The organism is Streptococcus sp. 27098_8_73, from assembly GCF_041432495.1.
Taxonomy (GTDB): Bacteria; Bacillota; Bacilli; order Lactobacillales; family Streptococcaceae; genus Streptococcus.
The window spans coordinates 1-16,402 of the sequence record NZ_JAPVZT010000001.1 but is presented as its reverse complement, the minus strand read 5'-3'; the positions used below and the strand labels follow the sequence as shown (position 1 = coordinate 16,402).

The following is a 16,402-nucleotide window of genomic DNA, read 5'->3' as shown; positions in this document are numbered from 1 at the left end:
TTAAGTTATAAAAAAGGAGTAGGCAAACTCTTCTAGAGTCCAATCCTACTCCCAAGCTACATTTTGAGATTAGTTGCGTCCCTTGAGAACAGCCTCAATGATAGCCATTCTGACAAAGACGCCATTTGTCATTTGCTCTACAATTCGAGATTTTGGAGCTTCAACCAGATGATCTGCAATTTCTACATCGCGATTGACAGGCGCTGGGTGCATCAGGATTGCAGTATCCTTCATACGATCATAGCGCTCTTGCGTCAAACCATGGAGTTTATGATAATTTTCCTTAGAGAAAATAGAGTTGTAGTCATGGCGCTCATGCTGCACGCGCAGGAACATCATGACATCCACTTGGTCAATCACTTCGTCAATCGTTACGAATTTACCATAGTCAGCAAATTCCTCACTTCTCCACTCATCTGGACCAGCAAAGAAGAGCTCGGCACCAAGACGTTTCAAGATTTGCATATTAGACTTGGCTACACGAGAGTGATCAAGGTCACCAGCGATAGCTACTTTCAAACCATCAAAATGACCGAATTCTTGGTAAATTGTCATCAAGTCAAGCAAACTTTGGCTCGGATGCTGACCAGAACCATCACCACCATTTACGATAGAAGTTGTAATTGTTGGGCTTTCGATCAATTCTTTATAGTAATCCACCTCAGGGTGACGGATGACACAGACATCTACACCGAGAGCTGACATAGTCAAAATCGTGTCATACAAGGTTTCTCCTTTGTTGACTGAGCTTGTCTTGACATCAAAGTCAAGCAGGTCGCATCCAAGTTTTAATTCTGCTACTTCAAAAGCCTTGTGAGTCCGAGTTGAAGATTCAAAGAAGAGATTTGCAACAATATGCTGCTCATCATAATGAACCTTTGCGCCGTTTTTAAATTCAATCCCGCGCTTGATCAAAGCCATTACTTCTTCGTTCGTAAGGTGTTCCATAGATACAAGATTTTTAAGTGCGATTTGATTTGATGACATGATGTTATACTCCTTTTTTATTAAAAACTTTGGACAAATGTAGCAATCTCGTCAGCCTAATTTTTAGGTTCTGGCAGGATGAGGTAGAGGGTAATTCCGAGAACAGTTGACAAGGCAACTCCTGAAACTTGCAGACCTGATAGTTGCAGGGTCAGACCACCGATACCAGATACCAGAACGACACTGGCAATCAGCAGGTTCTTTTTGTTGTCAAAATTGGTTTGGGCTTCAATCAGAATTTTCAAACCGCTAGAAGCAATTACCCCGAAGAGGGCGATGGAAATACCTCCCAAAACTGGACTTGGAATTGATTGGAGCAGGGCAGATACTTTCCCGACAAAGCTCATGATAATCGCCAGTACAGCAGCACCAGCAATTACATAAACACTGTAGATTTTATTGAGCGCCATCACCCCGATATTTTCACCGTAGCTGGTCACTGGCGGAGCACCAAAGATACCCGCGATAACCTGAGCCAGACCATCTCCAGCTAAAGTCTTATCCAAACCAGGCTCTTTAAAGAAATCTTTGCCTGTCAAGCTATTCAAAACCATAACATGCCCAAAGTGCTCTGTCATCGTTACAAAGGCGATCGGCGCCATTGTTAGGATTGCACTTGGATACAATTTAAAATCATAATCTATAAACGGAAGATTCATCGGCGGAACATGGAACCAAGAAGCTTTTGTCACGTTGGCAAAAGAGATGATCTCCTGACCTGTCACCGCTCCGACAATCAGAGCGAAGATATAGCCAACAATCAAGCCCAGCAGTACCGGAATAATACCAATGATTTTCTTACCGTAGATGTTAAAGAGAATGACACAGAGGAGGGTTACCATCCCGATAGCAAAGTAGGTGATGTCGTAGACCTTCTGGTCTCCAACGGTCTTATACATCACATCGCCAACGGCTGTGCCCGCCAGACTCAGACCAATCACCATGATGATTGGCCCCACCACTACTGGCGGCAAAATCTTATCAATCCAAGCGTTCCCTGCGAATTTCACGATGAGGGCTACGATGAAGTAGACCAAACCTCCCGTGATAGCACCTTGCGCAACCGCAGCAATCCCATCTGTCTTCATTAGGATTTGCATGGCAGCGATATAAGCAAAGCTGGAGCCCATATAAGCAGGGATTTTGTACTTGGTCACTGTCAAGTGGGCCAGCGTTCCCAAACCACTTGAAAACAGAGCTACCGCTGGGTCAATTCCCACCAGAATCGGAACCAACACTGTCGCCCCAAACATGGCGAATAAATGCTGGAATGAAAGTCCTAAGAGTAAGCCAGGCTTTGGCATATCATGGACATCGTATTTAACTTCTTGACTCATCTTGTCTCCTCCTCTACAATCAGAACTCGGTCCTGACCATCTTTTTCAGTCATTTCAACAATAATCTCTTCAAGGTGGCTCGTTGGAATATTTTTGCCAACATAGTCTGCCCGAATCGGCAACTCACGGTGCCCGCGGTCCACTAGAACAGCGAGGCTGACGCGTGATGGCCGCCCATTGCTGACAAGATTATCAATGGCTGCGCGGATAGTCCGGCCTGTATAGAGCACATCGTCAACGATAATCACTTCGCGATCAGTAATATCAACTGGAATTACTGTCGTGTCTTCCTTGACCTTGATATCGTCTCGGAAGGGCTTTGTATCCACTTCGCAAACTGGAATCTCAATTTTCTCTAGCTGAGCCAGTCGTTGCTGGATCCGCTTGGCAATGAAAACCCCTCTGGTCTTAATGCCTGCCAAAACGATTTGGCTTAAATCCTTGTTGCGCTCGATGATTTCATAAGTGATCCGCGTGATGGCACGATTCATGGTGATCTCATCGACAACTTCCTTTGTCTTCATCTAAACCTCCTAAAAACATTAAAAAAGCCTCCTTTTGCAAGGAGACCTCAGAAAATAGAGACAGGCTGAAACAAGACGCACTTGTCACACTCCACCCATCATTTTTACTTTGCTCCTTGCCTATCTCTCTGGATAGAATTAAAGGACTATTTAATTGTTTATAACTATACCACAATTTCAATTCCATTTCAAGAAAAAAATGAACTTTTTTCACGATAAATTGCTAATCCATTTTAACAAAATAAAAAACAGAGAACATCTGTTTTCTATTCCTATTATAAGAATCTAAGCTTTCTTCTTTGAAAATGAGATAGATTTGATTCCGTAAAAAATATAACCAAAGACTAGATAGGCCACAAAGATAATCAAGCACATCTTGATAACATAAGGCCAACCGTGCTTATAGACATTAAGGAAAAAGTAGGGAAAGGGTTTATCCTTGGCATTGGGAATATCAATTTTCAAGAAAAAGCCGTTAATAAGGGCAAAAATCATGTAAATCAGCGGAACACTCGTCCAAGAAATGGGATCAAACCAACGATACTGCCGAGTCTTATCAAATACAAGAGTATCAAAGAAAAACATGAGTGGCACAATATAATGGCAAAGGAAATTTTCCAGCCGATAAAAATCTGTCGCAATCGGAGCTAGGAGCAAGTGATAGACTACGCAGGTAATCATGATACACATGGTCACGCCGCCCTTCACGCGCAACAGCTTGGAACTCTCCCAGTTATTGTCCGTCCACGTTCTAAAAATGAGATAGGCGGTGAATAATAGAACCAGAAGATTAGACAAGACCGTGTAGTACATTAGCATTCCCACGCCAAGTTTAGCAATTTCCAGATAGACCCCTACAAAAGCCAAAACCAGAAGAAGTAGGCGATAAGCAAAAATTACTTTTTTATTCATAAGATTTCTCAGATTTTCTTGACGAATTCTGACTTGAGCTTCATAGCACCAAATCCGTCAATCTTACAGTCAATATTGTGGTCGCCTTCGACGATGCGGATATTTTTCACGCGCGTTCCTTGTTTGAGATCCTTAGGAGCACCCTTGACTTTCAAGTCCTTGATTAAGGTAACTGTATCCCCATCGGCCAACTGGTTTCCATTCGCATCAATAGCCACTGGACCAGCTTCTCCTGCTGCAACTTCTGCAGGATCCCATTCATAGGCACATTCTGGACAAACCAAGAGGACACCATCTTCATAAACGTATTCTGAGTTACATTTTGGGCAATTTGGTAAATTATTCATTAATTCATTTCTCCTTATAAGTGGGCAGACATTCAGAAAAGAATAAGAACCGAATGACAGCCATATTTTACCGTCTTATTATACGATATTTTATCTTATTTGACAAATGAGCAAAGAAAATCGCTTGTTTTTAAAAAACTTTCTTGACTTTTGTGACAAAACAATGTACTATTCTAGTGTATATACAGTAGATAAAAGGAGTTTATTATGAAACTAACATCCAAAAATCAGTTTATGACACTGACCGCTTTCTTGACTGCCCTAGCCATCGTTATTCCGCTGGTTATGCCGATTAAGATTGTCATTCCGCCTGCTTCCTTCACTTTAGCCAGCCACGTTGCAATCTTTCTGGCCATGTTCATCTCACCACTCATGACAGTGATTGTCGTTCTCGGCTCTACCATCGGGTTTTTCATGTCCGGCCTTCCTTTCATCATCACCCTGAGAGCTCTGTCTCACCTGCTCTTCGGGACTATCGGCGCTCTTTACCTGCAAAAGCATCCTGAAACACTGGACAGTCAGAAAAAGACTTGGATCTTTAATTTTGTGCTGGCCCTGATTCATGCCTTTGGTGAGGTAGTGGTCTGCATTCTCTTTTATACGACAACAGCCTATCCGGCGAATGCCTTCTATATCTTATTTGGTCTAGTCGGATTTGGTACAATCGTTCACAGCATGGTGGACTTTGTCATCGCAAAATTTGTCTATCAGGCTCTGAAAAAGATGCGCTAAACCTTGAATCTTCTAGAGATTTGATTTACAATGAAGATATGACAAAAAAACGAAGAAATGATGTATTAGAGCTTTTACAAGAAGCTCGGCAACCTTTAAACGGACAATTTTTGGCGGAACAATTTCATGTCACTCGCCAGATTATCGTTCAGGATATTGCTCTGCTGCGGGCCGATGGTGCTCCTATTATTAGTACTAATAGGGGCTATCTCTATAAAGAAAGCAATGAACCCGCTCATTGTCATAGGCTCTTTAAACTCAAACACAGGGCGGACGATATCGAAGCCGAACTTTTGGCTATCGTTGATAATGGCGGTCGGGTGCAAAATATCATGATTGAGCATCCTGTCTATGGGGAAATCCAGACCTATTTGAAATTGACCTGCCGTCGCGATGTGCAGCAATTTTTAGAGCAAGTCTCAGAGAGCGATTTTCGTGCCTTATCCGAACTGACAAATGGAATTCACTACCATTTAATCGAGGCAGATTCTCAGCAGGACTTAGACTATATCGAGGAAGCCTTAGCGACACTGGGCTTTCTGCAAGAATAGGCACGGCGCAAATGTTCTAGATTGAACCAGTTTTGAAGGAAATTCAAGGCTGGTTTTTATATTTTGAATGAACAAGAAACTTTGTCAACTTCCTAGAAATAAGGTAAAATAAGAGAAAGAAATCTGTAGGGGGACAGAATGGCATCAAAAGCTAAATACCAAATCATCATGGATAGAATTATCAGGGATATTGACAAGGGTAGACTTACTACGGGGCAAAAGATTCCCTCCGTTCGCAAGCTGGCAGAGCGCTACCATTGCAGCAAGGATACTGCTCAGAAGGCCTTGATTGAGCTTCGTTATCAGAAGTACATTTATGCCGTGCCTAAGAGCGGCTACTATGTCTTGGAAAATGACCAAAATAAAAAGGAAGATATGGAGCTGGCTGTGACAGACGACCGCCACCAAGCCTACGAAGACTTCCGCCTGTGTGTCAATGAAACACTGATTGGTCGAGAAAACTATCTTTTCAACTACTATTCCCAACAAGAAGGACTGGAGGAGTTGCGACAGTCAGTCCAGCGCTTGCTTTTGGACTCCGCAGTCTACACTTCTGCAGACAATCTGATTCTGACTTCCGGTACCCAACAAGCCCTCTACATTCTCTCTCAGATTGATTTTCCCAATGGCAAAGAGACCATTCTGGTTGAGCAGCCCACTTACCACCGAATCAATGATTTACTTCTAAATCAGAAACTGTCTTATGAGACCATTGAGCGTAAACCGACTGGGATTGACCTGAAAGAGTTAGAGAGGATTTTTAAAACAAGGCGGATTAAGTTTTTCTATACGATTCCCCGTTTCCACTATCCACTAGGACATTCCTACAGTCGTCAGGAAAAGGAAGAAATCCTTGCCCTTGCTGAACGTTATGATGCCTATATTGTTGAAGACGACTATCTGGCCGACTTTGATAGTAAGCGAGAACTGCCTTTTCACTATCTAGATAATAGTCAGCATGTCCTCTATATCAAGTCTTTTTCTACCAGTCTCTTTCCTGCCTTGCGCATCACGGCCTTGGCTCTGCCTCCTCAGATTCGAGAAACCTTTCTGTCCTATAAAATAGCGGTTGACTACGACAGTAACCTCATCATGCAAAAGGCTCTCTCCCTCTATATTGATAATCTGATGTTTGAAAAGAATCGTCTAGGCTTACTTAACCGACTGGAAACTGAAAAAACTAAGGCACAATTCCTCTTGGACGACCTCCATTTCCCTCTACCCCACCAGTTAACAACCGATGGCGTGATTTTTGACCTCCAATCCCTCTCATCAGTCAGCTCCCTCAAACATAGCAAGCTGCCGCTGGACTTTTTTGAAAGCAGCTACATTCATACTTGCCCCTACCGCTATGCTAAGCTAGGGTTTGATGATTTAAAGGAAAATCTTGAAAAATTTAAAGAATATCTAAAAAGAGAGTGGGATAGAAATCGGTAATTCGTTAGAATTCGATTTCGTCGTCCCACCTCCGCACAGTTGAGTAGGGCTGTAAAAGCTGATGAAATCAGCGTAATAGAGCCCTCTCAACCACTGCGTCTTGCTCGACAATCCAAAAACAATTGAGAGGCTAGGACTTTTGTCCCAGCCTCTTTTCTTTGAATTTTTCCTTGTTTTTCAGGCATCCAACATCCCAGCCTGCAGCTGATACATTTTCTTATACGTCCCATTTTGTGCTAGAAGCTTTTCATGACTACCAGACTCAATGATGCGCCCTTTATCTAAAACGTAGATGCAATTGGCATCCTGAATCGTAGACAGCCGATGGGCAATGGCAATAGTGGTTCGACCCTGACGCATTTTCCGGAGAGAATGCTGGATCAGCTCCTCAGTTTCCGAATCGATATTGGCAGTGGCTTCATCCAAAATCAAGATTTTAGGCTTGGTTGCGATGGTTCTGGCAAAGGCCAAAAGCTGTCGTTGGCCACTAGAGAAGGTGGAGCCGCGCTCGGTAACTGGACTATCATAGCCCTGAGCTAGCTGGCTGATAAAGTCATGGGCATCAACAAACCGAGCTGCTTCTTCGACCTCTGCTTGTGACAGACTCTCCTGATACATGCGGATATTAGAGGCAATGGTGCCGTGGTAGAGAAAGGGATCCTGCAAGACAAGACCAATATTCCGTCGTAACTCTGCTTGACTGTAGTCTCTGATGTCTCTGCCATCAATAAGAATCTTACCTTTTTCAAATTCATAAAAGCGCAGGAAAAGGTTGATAATGGAGGATTTGCCCGAACCCGTTGATCCGACAAAGGCAATCGTCTCACCTTGCTTGACGCTAAAGGAAATATCCTTTAGAATCTCTCTCTTTCCGTCATAGGAAAAGCTCACGTGCTGAAAGTCAATATTGCCTGCCTGAATCTCAGGTCCTTCTTCTGCTTGTTCAGGCTCAAAGTCTCGACGATCCATCAGTTCAAAAACGCGCTCCGCAGCCACCATCGATGTCTGAAGAACAGAGTAATTTTGCATGACATCAATCAAGGGATTGAAAAGCTGATTGACATACTGGATAAAGGCATACATGACACCTGCAGTCACTCCAGCTATTTGCCAACTCAAGCCGAAATAAGTCAGAATAAGTGCATACGCCAAGATTTTCAGCAAGGACATAGCAGGGCGCAGAAAGAGGCTGTTCACATTCAGATAGCGATTGCTAAAGTCCAGATGTTCCGCATTAATTGCTTCAAATTCTTCGATTAGCCGCTTTTCCTGACTAAAAGCTTGAATGATCCGCATCCCTTCAATGCTCTCAGAAAGTTTGACATTGAGGTCGCTTAGTTTAGCTCGGACTTGTTTGAGCAAACGATTGGACAGCCGCTGATACAGGATAATCGAACCAAGCATGATAGGCAAAAAGAGGACAATCAGAAGAGTCAGTCGCCAATTCAGAGCCAGCATGGTTGCGATCGTCACCACCAAGATAAGCATGGAGCTGAGAAAGTTAGAAAAAATACTGCTAAACATATCAGCCACTGACTGGGTATCGTTTGTCAAGCGAGAAACGATAGCCCCTGCTGCTGTCTGGTCAAAGTAAGCCATGCCTAATTGCTGCATATTCGCAAAAGTTTCCTGCCGAAGATCGCGAACAATGCTGTAGGCCACCCGTGCAAAAGCATACTGCCCCAGAAAAGTAAGGAGTACTCGTAAAAGAAAGAGGCCATAGTAAATTCCCAGCAGATAGAGCCCATTTGTGGCTGCGTCTCGGCTGACAAACTGGTCTATATAAGAACGAGCCAAGAGCGGCAAGGCCGTTGTCACCAAGGTTGTCGCAAAAATAAAAGCTAGAGCCAGTAGGCTAATCCATTTGTAGCGCCACATATAGCCTAGGAGACGTCTAAAAGTTGATTGTTTTGTCATTTTGCAGACTCCTCCTTGAAACGTTCATATAGTTGCTGATTCTGATAGGTTTGAGCATACCAGCCCTGTGCTGCCAAAAGTTCTTGGTGGCTACCTCGTTCCTTGATGTGGCCATTCTCCAGCACTAAAATCAGATCCGCATGGACAATGGCTGACAGACGATGGGCAGTGATAATGGTCGTCTTGTCAGCTCGTTCCTGCTTGAGATTTTCTAAAATCATATGCTCGGTCTTGGCATCCACTGCTGACAAGGAATCATCTAAGATCAAAATTTCTGGAGTGGTGATGAGGGCTCTGCTCATAGCCAAACGCTGCTTTTGGCCTCCAGAAAGCGAGACGCCCCGCTCACCAAGCAACGTATCCAAACCATCCGGCATAGCCTTAATATCCTCATAAACACCACAAAGCTGCGCTGCTCGGATGACTTGCTCATCTAATAGTTCTGGATTGGCAAAGCGGATATTGTCCCGAATGGACAGAGCAAAGAGTATCTGATCCTGAGGCACATAACCAATCAGACTGCGCAGATCCTTAAGAGCATACTCTCGAATATCGTGGCCATTTAGATAAATTGCTCCTTCCTGAATATCCTGCTCCCTCAGCAAAAGGCGTAGCAAGGTAGTCTTCCCAGATCCTGTCGGCCCGACAATCCCCAAGGTCTGTCCTTTTTCTAATGTAAAGTGAATATTCTTCAAAGTCACTTCGTTTTCATAAGCAAAGTAATCTATCTCATAGTCCAGTCGACCATTTTGAATACTGGCAAGTGGCTGCTGGGCTTCCTTGACATCCGACTCTTCAGCCAGCAAGTTCTCAATCCGTTCATAGGAAACGGCTCCCCGCTGGCTGATATTCACTAGGTAACCCATCGCCTGCAATGGCCACACGAGCATATCCAGATAAGTCATAAAGGTAACCAGCTCACCGACTGTAAATTGACCTTGGGAAATAAACATTCCACCGAAAATCAGGGTCAGAACATAGGATAAGCCGATAAAAATCAGCACCATGGGGTCAAACAGAGAATTATACTTAGCGGCCAAGATATTCTTTTGATAGACTTCTTGGTTGATGACCGCAAAAGACTCCGTCTCCGCATCCTGATAGCCAAAAGACTTGGTTACTTTAATCCCCGCTACGCTTTCCTGAACTTTATTATTGAGATCAGAAAAAGCCTCCTGAGCGGCTTTAAAGCTCTCGTGATTCTTTCGACCAATCAAGCTGGTTCCCCAGGACAGAAAAGGAAGAGGGAGAATCGCAATCAGGGTCAACCGCCAATCCAAGACCAGAAACATGGTAATGAAGGTCACCAAGGCCGTAATAGAAGCATCTACCGCTGACATAACACCACCGCCAGCCACGCTAACTACCGCATTGATATCATTGGTCGCATGGGCCATGAGGTCACCCGTTCGGTATTTTTGATAAAAACTTGGCGACATCCGTGTAAAATGCTCAAAAAGCCGAAAGCGTAAGATGCGCCCCAGATTATTGGCCGTACCAAAGATATAGAGCCGCCAGACATACCGCAAACCATACATAATAAAAGCGGACAAAATCAAAAGAAGAAGATTATAAATAAGGTCTTCAGTAGTCAGACTCTGCCTAGCGATTCTATCTATGACCTGCCCAATGACTCGTGGCGGAATCAGATTAAAAACACTGACCAGAGACAAGGCCAAGATGCCGATCATATAACGCCGCTTCTCCAATTTAAAAAACCAGTCCAGTTTTCTGATAAGATTCATTTTGTTTCCTCATTCCAAACAAAGGACGGACAGCCCTTAATCCGACTGTCCGTTTCTCACTATCTCTATTATACGCTATTTCATCTAAAAATGAAACTCAGGCAAACTATGCTCATCTTTTCTTAGTCAGGACAAAGCTGGTGTCCAACAAATCAAAAAGTTGCTGGTCGGGCAAGGTTCCATCTAAGGGCAGGCTGAGCCAGTATTTTTTATTCATATGAAAGGCGGGATAAATTCCCTTTTGCTGAATAAGTTCCGCAACTCGGTCACTCTTGACATTGAGAACCTCGATCGCACCATTGCGCTCCTTTTCAAACTTAGACCAATCTGTCGTCAAAAAAGCTCCGTACCATTTCTTGCTATCCTGATGGCGAAAAACAGCGGCTCTATTAGAGCCTTTGCGAGAAGAATTTTCCCAAAGATACTCCAACTGCCCCTGATAAGTAGTCGCCACATAGCTACTCAGTCGCTGACTTTGCTCATAAAGAAAACCTACTTCCTCAAAGCAATGCTGCCGAATATCCAGCAAAACCTCCTGACAGGCCGCCCTGACTTGTCCGACAAACTCTCCAGCCATATTTTCCATCTTGACTTGCCGGTATTCGTCACCTGTATCTAAATCAAGCACCTGAAAATCCAGCTTTCCATCAGAAATCAGCACATCTATCTGGAAGTCGCCAGCCATAATCTTAGTCGAATATCTGTATTCTGCACCAGACCTGACAAAGCCATAATCCAGCAAACTTTCTTCCTTCAGCCTGTATTTTTCAAATAAATCCAGCATGAGCTTTCCTGCTAAAATACTACTTTGGTGCCATGCAATTGATCAACACCTAGAGCGTCAACAATCTCGTCACGATTTTCTAGATTAATTCCACCACCAGGTAAAATCTCTATCCGCCCTGCCGCATGCTCAACCAACTCATCCAGCCAAGCCAAATGCTCTAGAATGGACTCTGACGCTGGCCCACCATGAGTCAAGATCCGCTTAACACCGTGTTCAACCAGCCAGTCTAACTCTCCGAACTGATACTCAGCAGGAATAGCATCAAAAGCCATATGGAAGACCACATCCAGTCCCTGAGCTGCCTCAAGCAGTCGCTCCATCTTAGGATAATCGATCTCGTTATTTTCCGCTAAAACACCAAAAACGAGGCCATGGCTCCCTGCCTCACGTGCCTTCTGAATGTCCGAAAGCATTATCTCGATTTCCAAATCTGAATAAACAAAATTCCCACCACGAGGACGAATCATGGTCATCACAGTCGCATCATAAGGCTTGACCATTCGTACTGCAGCCTCGATGACACCGTAGCTAGGCGTTGTTCCACCAACTGTTAGGTTATCACACAGTTCAACCCGCTTCGCTCCAGCTTCTAAAGCCTTGTCTAGCAAGGTGATATTCTCCGCACAAAATTCATAAATCATGGCACTACCTCTTATTTACTATATTGATTTTCTGCTTTTTATTATATCACAAAATTTCCTTTAACATGCGCTTCTAGCATATTGGCCACCGCCTTTTCTCAATCATTTTATATTCATAGTCTTGCAAAAAATCCTATTCTTTAAGTTTATAAGGCTTATTTTCACCTATTTTCATTATGACCATCTTCCAAGCCTTTTCAACTAGTGAAATGGTGACTTACGGGTGTCTTTTGTTCAAGATTGTGATAAAATAGACTTAATCTATGAAAACAAGGAGCTTTTATGAAATACCCTAATCTTTTAGATCGTTTCCTGACCTATGTCAAAGTTAACACACGCTCAGACGAAACGTCTACTACTACACCCAGTACCCAGAGTCAGGTGGACTTTGCTAATAATATCCTTATCCCTGAAATGAAACGGGTTGGCTTGGAAAATGTCTACTATCTGCCCAACGGATTTGCAATTGGGACTCTGCCAGCCAACGATCCTAGCTTTACCCGCAAGATTGGCTTTATTTCCCACATGGATACGGCGGATTTCAACGCAGAAAACATCCAGCCACAGGTCATTGAAAATTATGACGGCGGTGTGATTCCGCTTGGGCAATCTGGCTTTAACTTAGATCCTGCAGACTTCGCCAGTCTCCATAAATACAAGGGCCAAACTCTGATTACGACTGACGGAACAACCCTTTTGGGAGCAGACGACAAGTCAGGTATTGCTGAAATCATGACTGCTATCGAATACCTGTCTGCCCACCCAGAGATCAAGCATGGAGAAATCCGAGTGGGCTTTGGTCCAGACGAGGAAATCGGTATCGGAGCTGATAAGTTTGACGCGGAAGACTTCGATGTGGACTTTGCCTACACAGTGGATGGCGGACCTCTAGGTGAGCTCCAGTACGAAACCTTTAGCGCTGCTGGCGCAGAATTGACCTTCCAAGGTCGCAATGTCCATCCAGGAACTGCTAAGGACCAGATGGTCAATGCACTTCAGCTGGCTATTGACTTCCACAACCAGCTGCCAGAAGACGACCGACCAGAGAAGACCGATGGCTACCAAGGCTTCTACCACCTGATGAACTTGACCGGTACTGTCGAAGAAGCTCAAGCCAGCTACATTATTCGTGACTTTGAGACAGAGGCTTTTGAAAATCGCAAAGCTGCTATGCAGGCTATCGCTGATAAGATGAACCAAGAGCTAGGCAGCGAGCGTGTTATTTTGACCCTTAAAGACCAGTATTACAACATGAAGCAGGTCATAGAAAAAGACATGACACCTATCCATATCGCCAAAGCAGTCATGGAAAGTCTGGACATCCAGCCTGTCATCGAGCCTATCCGTGGCGGAACTGATGGCTCTAAAATTTCCTTTATGGGCATTCCGACACCTAACCTCTTTGCCGGCGGCGAAACCATGCACGGCCGCTTCGAATATGTCAGCCTAGAAACCATGGAACGCGCTGTCGATACCATCATTGGCATCGTCTCTTATCAAGAATAAATAAAAAACAGAAATTCATAACGAATTTCTGTTTTTTTATGACTTTAAAAACTAAGAGCCAAGCTAATACCAACTGCTCCAAGAGCAAAAAAGGAGAAGACCAATTGGTCCTCTCCAAAGTTTGGCATGTATCAGGCCGTTATACTCGACAAAAACTGTATTGACAGATTCAATTAAGCTTCTGTACCGTTAATGACTTCTATAATCTTCTCAATAATCTCATTATCTAGATACTGTTCGAACTGAGGTAAGTATTCATAATAGTTCTTATAAGTATCGGCCTGACCTGCCAGAATTAAAGCTCTGAAGCCTTGGTAGGCAACTTCAAAATTCCCTATTTTGACACCATTTTCTAACAATTCAAATGGAATCCAATAGTCATAAACCCTGTTCCAGCTGAAAAGACTATCCGGATTCAATTCTAAATCCTTAGCCATATAAGCATAAGCAAAAGCAATGTGATGCTGCCCTGCCTCTCTATATAATTTAGCTAATTGAGACCATGCTTCGGCTCGATTAGGGTTAATTTGGATAGCTTTTTCTAAATACTCCCGTCCTTCAAGAGCTCTCCCCTCATTTTCATAAATTTGTGCTATTTCTAGACAAGAATAATAAGCTTCCTCTGACCATCCATCCGTCATAACTGCACGTTTTTTGAACCAAGACAAGGCCTCCTGGTATAAACCTGCATCACGATAAGATCTCGCGCAATAAAAGGTATATCTAGGCTCTAAATCAGGATCTTGATTATTATAAACGGCATTTGCAAGTGCAGTTGCATCATGATAATATTTATCATCGTCTAGACTTCGTGCGCCTCTTGTTCTTGCAATGACTGAATAGGGTCCTACAAGATTTCCATAACTGGCACCTTCAGGCAATTCAATAAATTCATGCACAACTCCTCGCCAATAGATTTCTGGATTATTTTTAAAAAGAGCTACACGACGAAATGAAAGAACCCCACTCTCATCTGAAAAATTAAGATAATAGGCATCTGCTTCAAGATCAGTAGAAATTTTTAAACTACCTTCAACGAAATCATCTGCATCAAAGATTAGAATATAGTCTCCCTTTCCTCTTGCATAATTTAGGGCTAAATTTCTATTATAGGCAAAGTTTTGCCATTCATCTTTGTGCAATTCTCCTGGAATCCCCACCTCACTAAAAAAATTCAAGATGAGGTTTTCCGTTCCATCTGTGGAGCCAGTGTCAGAAATGACCCAGTAGTCAAATGTGATTGAATTGACCAAATTTTGGAGTGTTTCCAAAATTATATGGGCTTCATTTTTTACAATCATATTCAATACAATTGATGACATTCAATTCCTCCAAAACATTAATACAACAAAACTAGAGGCTAATAGAATTAGTCATCCTAATAGCCTCTGTTTTACTCTAAACTTGATATTGCTTAAATTTTATAAAGAGAATATCTTAGAGTTCTTCTTCTTTTCGCTTAGAAACACCTAAGGCAGCTAGAAGTGCAGCTGATAGAAGTCCTGCGCCTACCACACCTACTTCATGGTTGCTATTGTCACCAGTCTTAGGAAGTGTTCCTGACTTAGCTACTACTTTGGTTGTTCCTGCAGGTTTTGTTGGCTTAGCTGGAACTGTTGGAGCTGTTGGAACTACTGGTTTTATTGGATTAGTAGGACCAGTTGGACCGGTTGGACCAGTTGGGCCGGTTGGGCCGGTTGGACCTGTAGGACCGGTTGGGCCGGTTGGACCTGTAGGGCCGGTTGGACCTGTAGGGCCGGTTGGACCAGTTGGGCCGGTTGGACCTGTAGGACCAGTTGGACCTGTAGGACCAGTTGGGCCGGTTGGACCTGTAGGACCGGTTGGACCTGTAGGGCCGGTTGGACCAGTTGGGCCGGTTGGACCTGTAGGACCGGTTGGACCTGTAGGGCCGGTTGGACCAGTTGGGCCGGTTGGACCTGTAGGACCAGTTGGACCTGTAGGACCTGTAGGACCAGTTGGGCCGGTTGGACCTGTAGGGCCGGTTGGACCTGTAGGACCGGTTGGACCTGTAGGGCCGGTTGGACCTGTAGGACCGGTTGGACCTGTAGGACCGGTTGGACCTGTAGGACCAGTTGGGCCGGTTACACCCTTGCCATCTTTTCCGTCTTTTCCATCTTTTCCGTCTTTGCCGTCCTTACCATCTTTACCATTTCTGATAATTGTAGAAGATGTTACTTCATCAGAATCAACCTTACCATTATTATTCTTATCAATTCCAACAAGAATAGTAACACTACCATCTTCATTTTCAACGAGAGTTACAAGTGAGCTTTGACCATCTTTTCCGTCTTTGCCGTCCTTGCCATCTTTACCGTCTTTTCCATCTTTAACGATAGTAGCAGAGGTTACTTCATCTGAATCAAGCTTACCATTGCCATTTGTATCAAAACCAATCTTAATGGTGTGTGTTCCATTTTGATTGTCAACTACTTCGGCCAATGGTGTCTTACCATCTTTTCCGTCTTTCACGATAGTCGTTGACGTTACTTCACTTAGATCAAGCTTACCGTCGCCATTCTTATCGAGTCCAACTTTAACAGTATGCGTACCGTCGTTGTTGTTAACTACTTCAGTTAATGATGATTTACCATCTGCACCTGTTGCTCCGGTCGCTCCTGTAGCACCGTCTTTCACGATAGTTGTTGAGGTTACTTCACTTGGATCAAGTTTACCATCGCCGTTCTTGTCGATTCCAACTTTAACAGTATGCGTACCGTCGTTGTTATCAACTACTTCAGTTAATGATGATTTACCATCTGCACCTTTAGCTCCGGTCGCCCCTGTAGCACCAGTTGCGCCGTCTTTAACGATAGTTGTTGAAGTCACTTCGCTTGGATCAAGCTTACCGTCGCCGTTCTTGTCGATTCCAACCTTAACAGTATGCGTACCGTCGTTGTTGTTAACTACCTCAGCTAATGGAGACTTGCCGTCCTTACCGTCTTTAACGATGGTAGATGA

Annotated in this window: 15 protein-coding genes; 4 read left to right on the top strand and 11 right to left on the bottom strand. The window is 43.8% G+C overall.

What is annotated here, in order from left to right:
* Nucleotides 1-69: 69 nt before the first annotated feature.
* The 5 genes from O3651_RS00075 to O3651_RS00055 form a co-directional block, all read right to left on the bottom strand.
* Nucleotides 70-987 (bottom strand): aspartate carbamoyltransferase catalytic subunit, encoded by a 918-nt coding sequence (locus O3651_RS00075; RefSeq protein ID WP_061422925.1) that lies wholly within the window; start codon nt 985-987, stop codon nt 70-72.
* A 56-nt stretch (nt 988-1,043) separates the two neighbouring features.
* Nucleotides 1,044-2,324 carry a uracil-xanthine permease family protein gene (locus O3651_RS00070; protein WP_371609158.1) on the bottom strand — a complete coding sequence of 427 codons (1,281 nt, stop codon included), beginning with the start codon at nt 2,322-2,324 and terminating at the stop codon, nt 1,044-1,046.
* Entirely contained in the window at nt 2,321-2,848 is a 528-nt protein-coding gene (pyrR, locus tag O3651_RS00065) for a bifunctional pyr operon transcriptional regulator/uracil phosphoribosyltransferase PyrR (protein WP_005590199.1), read from the bottom strand. The genes O3651_RS00070 and pyrR overlap by 4 nt, the downstream gene beginning before the upstream one ends.
* Nucleotides 2,849-3,133: 285 nt before the next feature.
* Entirely contained in the window at nt 3,134-3,760 is a 627-nt protein-coding gene (locus tag O3651_RS00060) for a Pr6Pr family membrane protein (protein ID WP_371609157.1), read from the bottom strand.
* A gap of 8 nt (nt 3,761-3,768) precedes the next feature.
* On the bottom strand, nt 3,769-4,107 hold the full coding sequence (locus O3651_RS00055) for a zinc ribbon domain-containing protein YjdM (RefSeq protein ID WP_005590197.1): 339 nt from the start codon (nt 4,105-4,107) through the stop codon (nt 3,769-3,771).
* A 207-nt stretch (nt 4,108-4,314) separates the two neighbouring features.
* On the opposite strand from O3651_RS00055, the gene O3651_RS00050 reads away from it, so the two are divergent.
* From O3651_RS00050 to O3651_RS00040, 3 genes are all read left to right on the top strand, one after another.
* Complete coding sequence (locus O3651_RS00050; protein ID WP_371609156.1) at nt 4,315-4,839, top strand: ECF transporter S component; 525 nt, start codon at nt 4,315-4,317, stop codon at nt 4,837-4,839.
* Between the two features lie 38 nt (nt 4,840-4,877).
* A complete protein-coding gene (locus O3651_RS00045; RefSeq protein ID WP_371609155.1) occupies nt 4,878-5,390 on the top strand; it encodes a transcription repressor NadR in 513 nt (170 codons plus the stop codon).
* 138 nt (nt 5,391-5,528) lie between these two features.
* Nucleotides 5,529-6,827, top strand: coding sequence for a PLP-dependent aminotransferase family protein (locus O3651_RS00040; protein WP_371609154.1), 1,299 nt, complete (start codon nt 5,529-5,531; stop codon nt 6,825-6,827).
* 177 nt (nt 6,828-7,004) lie between these two features.
* On the opposite strand, the gene O3651_RS00035 is transcribed toward O3651_RS00040, so the two are convergent.
* From O3651_RS00035 to O3651_RS00020, 4 genes are all read right to left on the bottom strand, one after another.
* Nucleotides 7,005-8,744 carry an ABC transporter ATP-binding protein gene (locus O3651_RS00035; RefSeq protein WP_371609153.1) on the bottom strand — a complete coding sequence of 580 codons (1,740 nt, stop codon included), beginning with the start codon at nt 8,742-8,744 and terminating at the stop codon, nt 7,005-7,007.
* Entirely contained in the window at nt 8,741-10,489 is a 1,749-nt protein-coding gene (locus O3651_RS00030) for an ABC transporter ATP-binding protein (RefSeq protein WP_371609152.1), read from the bottom strand. The genes O3651_RS00035 and O3651_RS00030 overlap by 4 nt, the downstream gene beginning before the upstream one ends.
* Before the next feature lie 112 nt (nt 10,490-10,601).
* A complete protein-coding gene (locus O3651_RS00025) occupies nt 10,602-11,273 on the bottom strand; it encodes an MmcQ/YjbR family DNA-binding protein (RefSeq protein WP_005590187.1) in 672 nt (223 codons plus the stop codon).
* Between the two features lie 11 nt (nt 11,274-11,284).
* Nucleotides 11,285-11,917, bottom strand: a complete 633-nt coding sequence (locus O3651_RS00020) for a copper homeostasis protein CutC (protein WP_005590186.1) — start codon at nt 11,915-11,917, stop codon at nt 11,285-11,287.
* A gap of 282 nt (nt 11,918-12,199) precedes the next feature.
* Here O3651_RS00020 and pepT point away from each other — a divergent pair, with 282 nt between their 5' ends.
* Nucleotides 12,200-13,423, top strand: coding sequence for a peptidase T (gene pepT, locus O3651_RS00015; RefSeq protein ID WP_371609151.1), 1,224 nt, complete (start codon nt 12,200-12,202; stop codon nt 13,421-13,423).
* Between the two features lie 173 nt (nt 13,424-13,596).
* Here pepT and O3651_RS00010 read toward each other — a convergent pair whose 3' ends face one another.
* Nucleotides 13,597-14,745 carry a glycosyltransferase gene (locus tag O3651_RS00010; protein WP_371609150.1) on the bottom strand — a complete coding sequence of 383 codons (1,149 nt, stop codon included), beginning with the start codon at nt 14,743-14,745 and terminating at the stop codon, nt 13,597-13,599.
* A 115-nt stretch (nt 14,746-14,860) separates the two neighbouring features.
* On the bottom strand, nt 14,861-16,402 hold a 1,542-nt coding region (locus tag O3651_RS00005; protein ID WP_371609149.1), incomplete at its 5' end, for an LPXTG cell wall anchor domain-containing protein.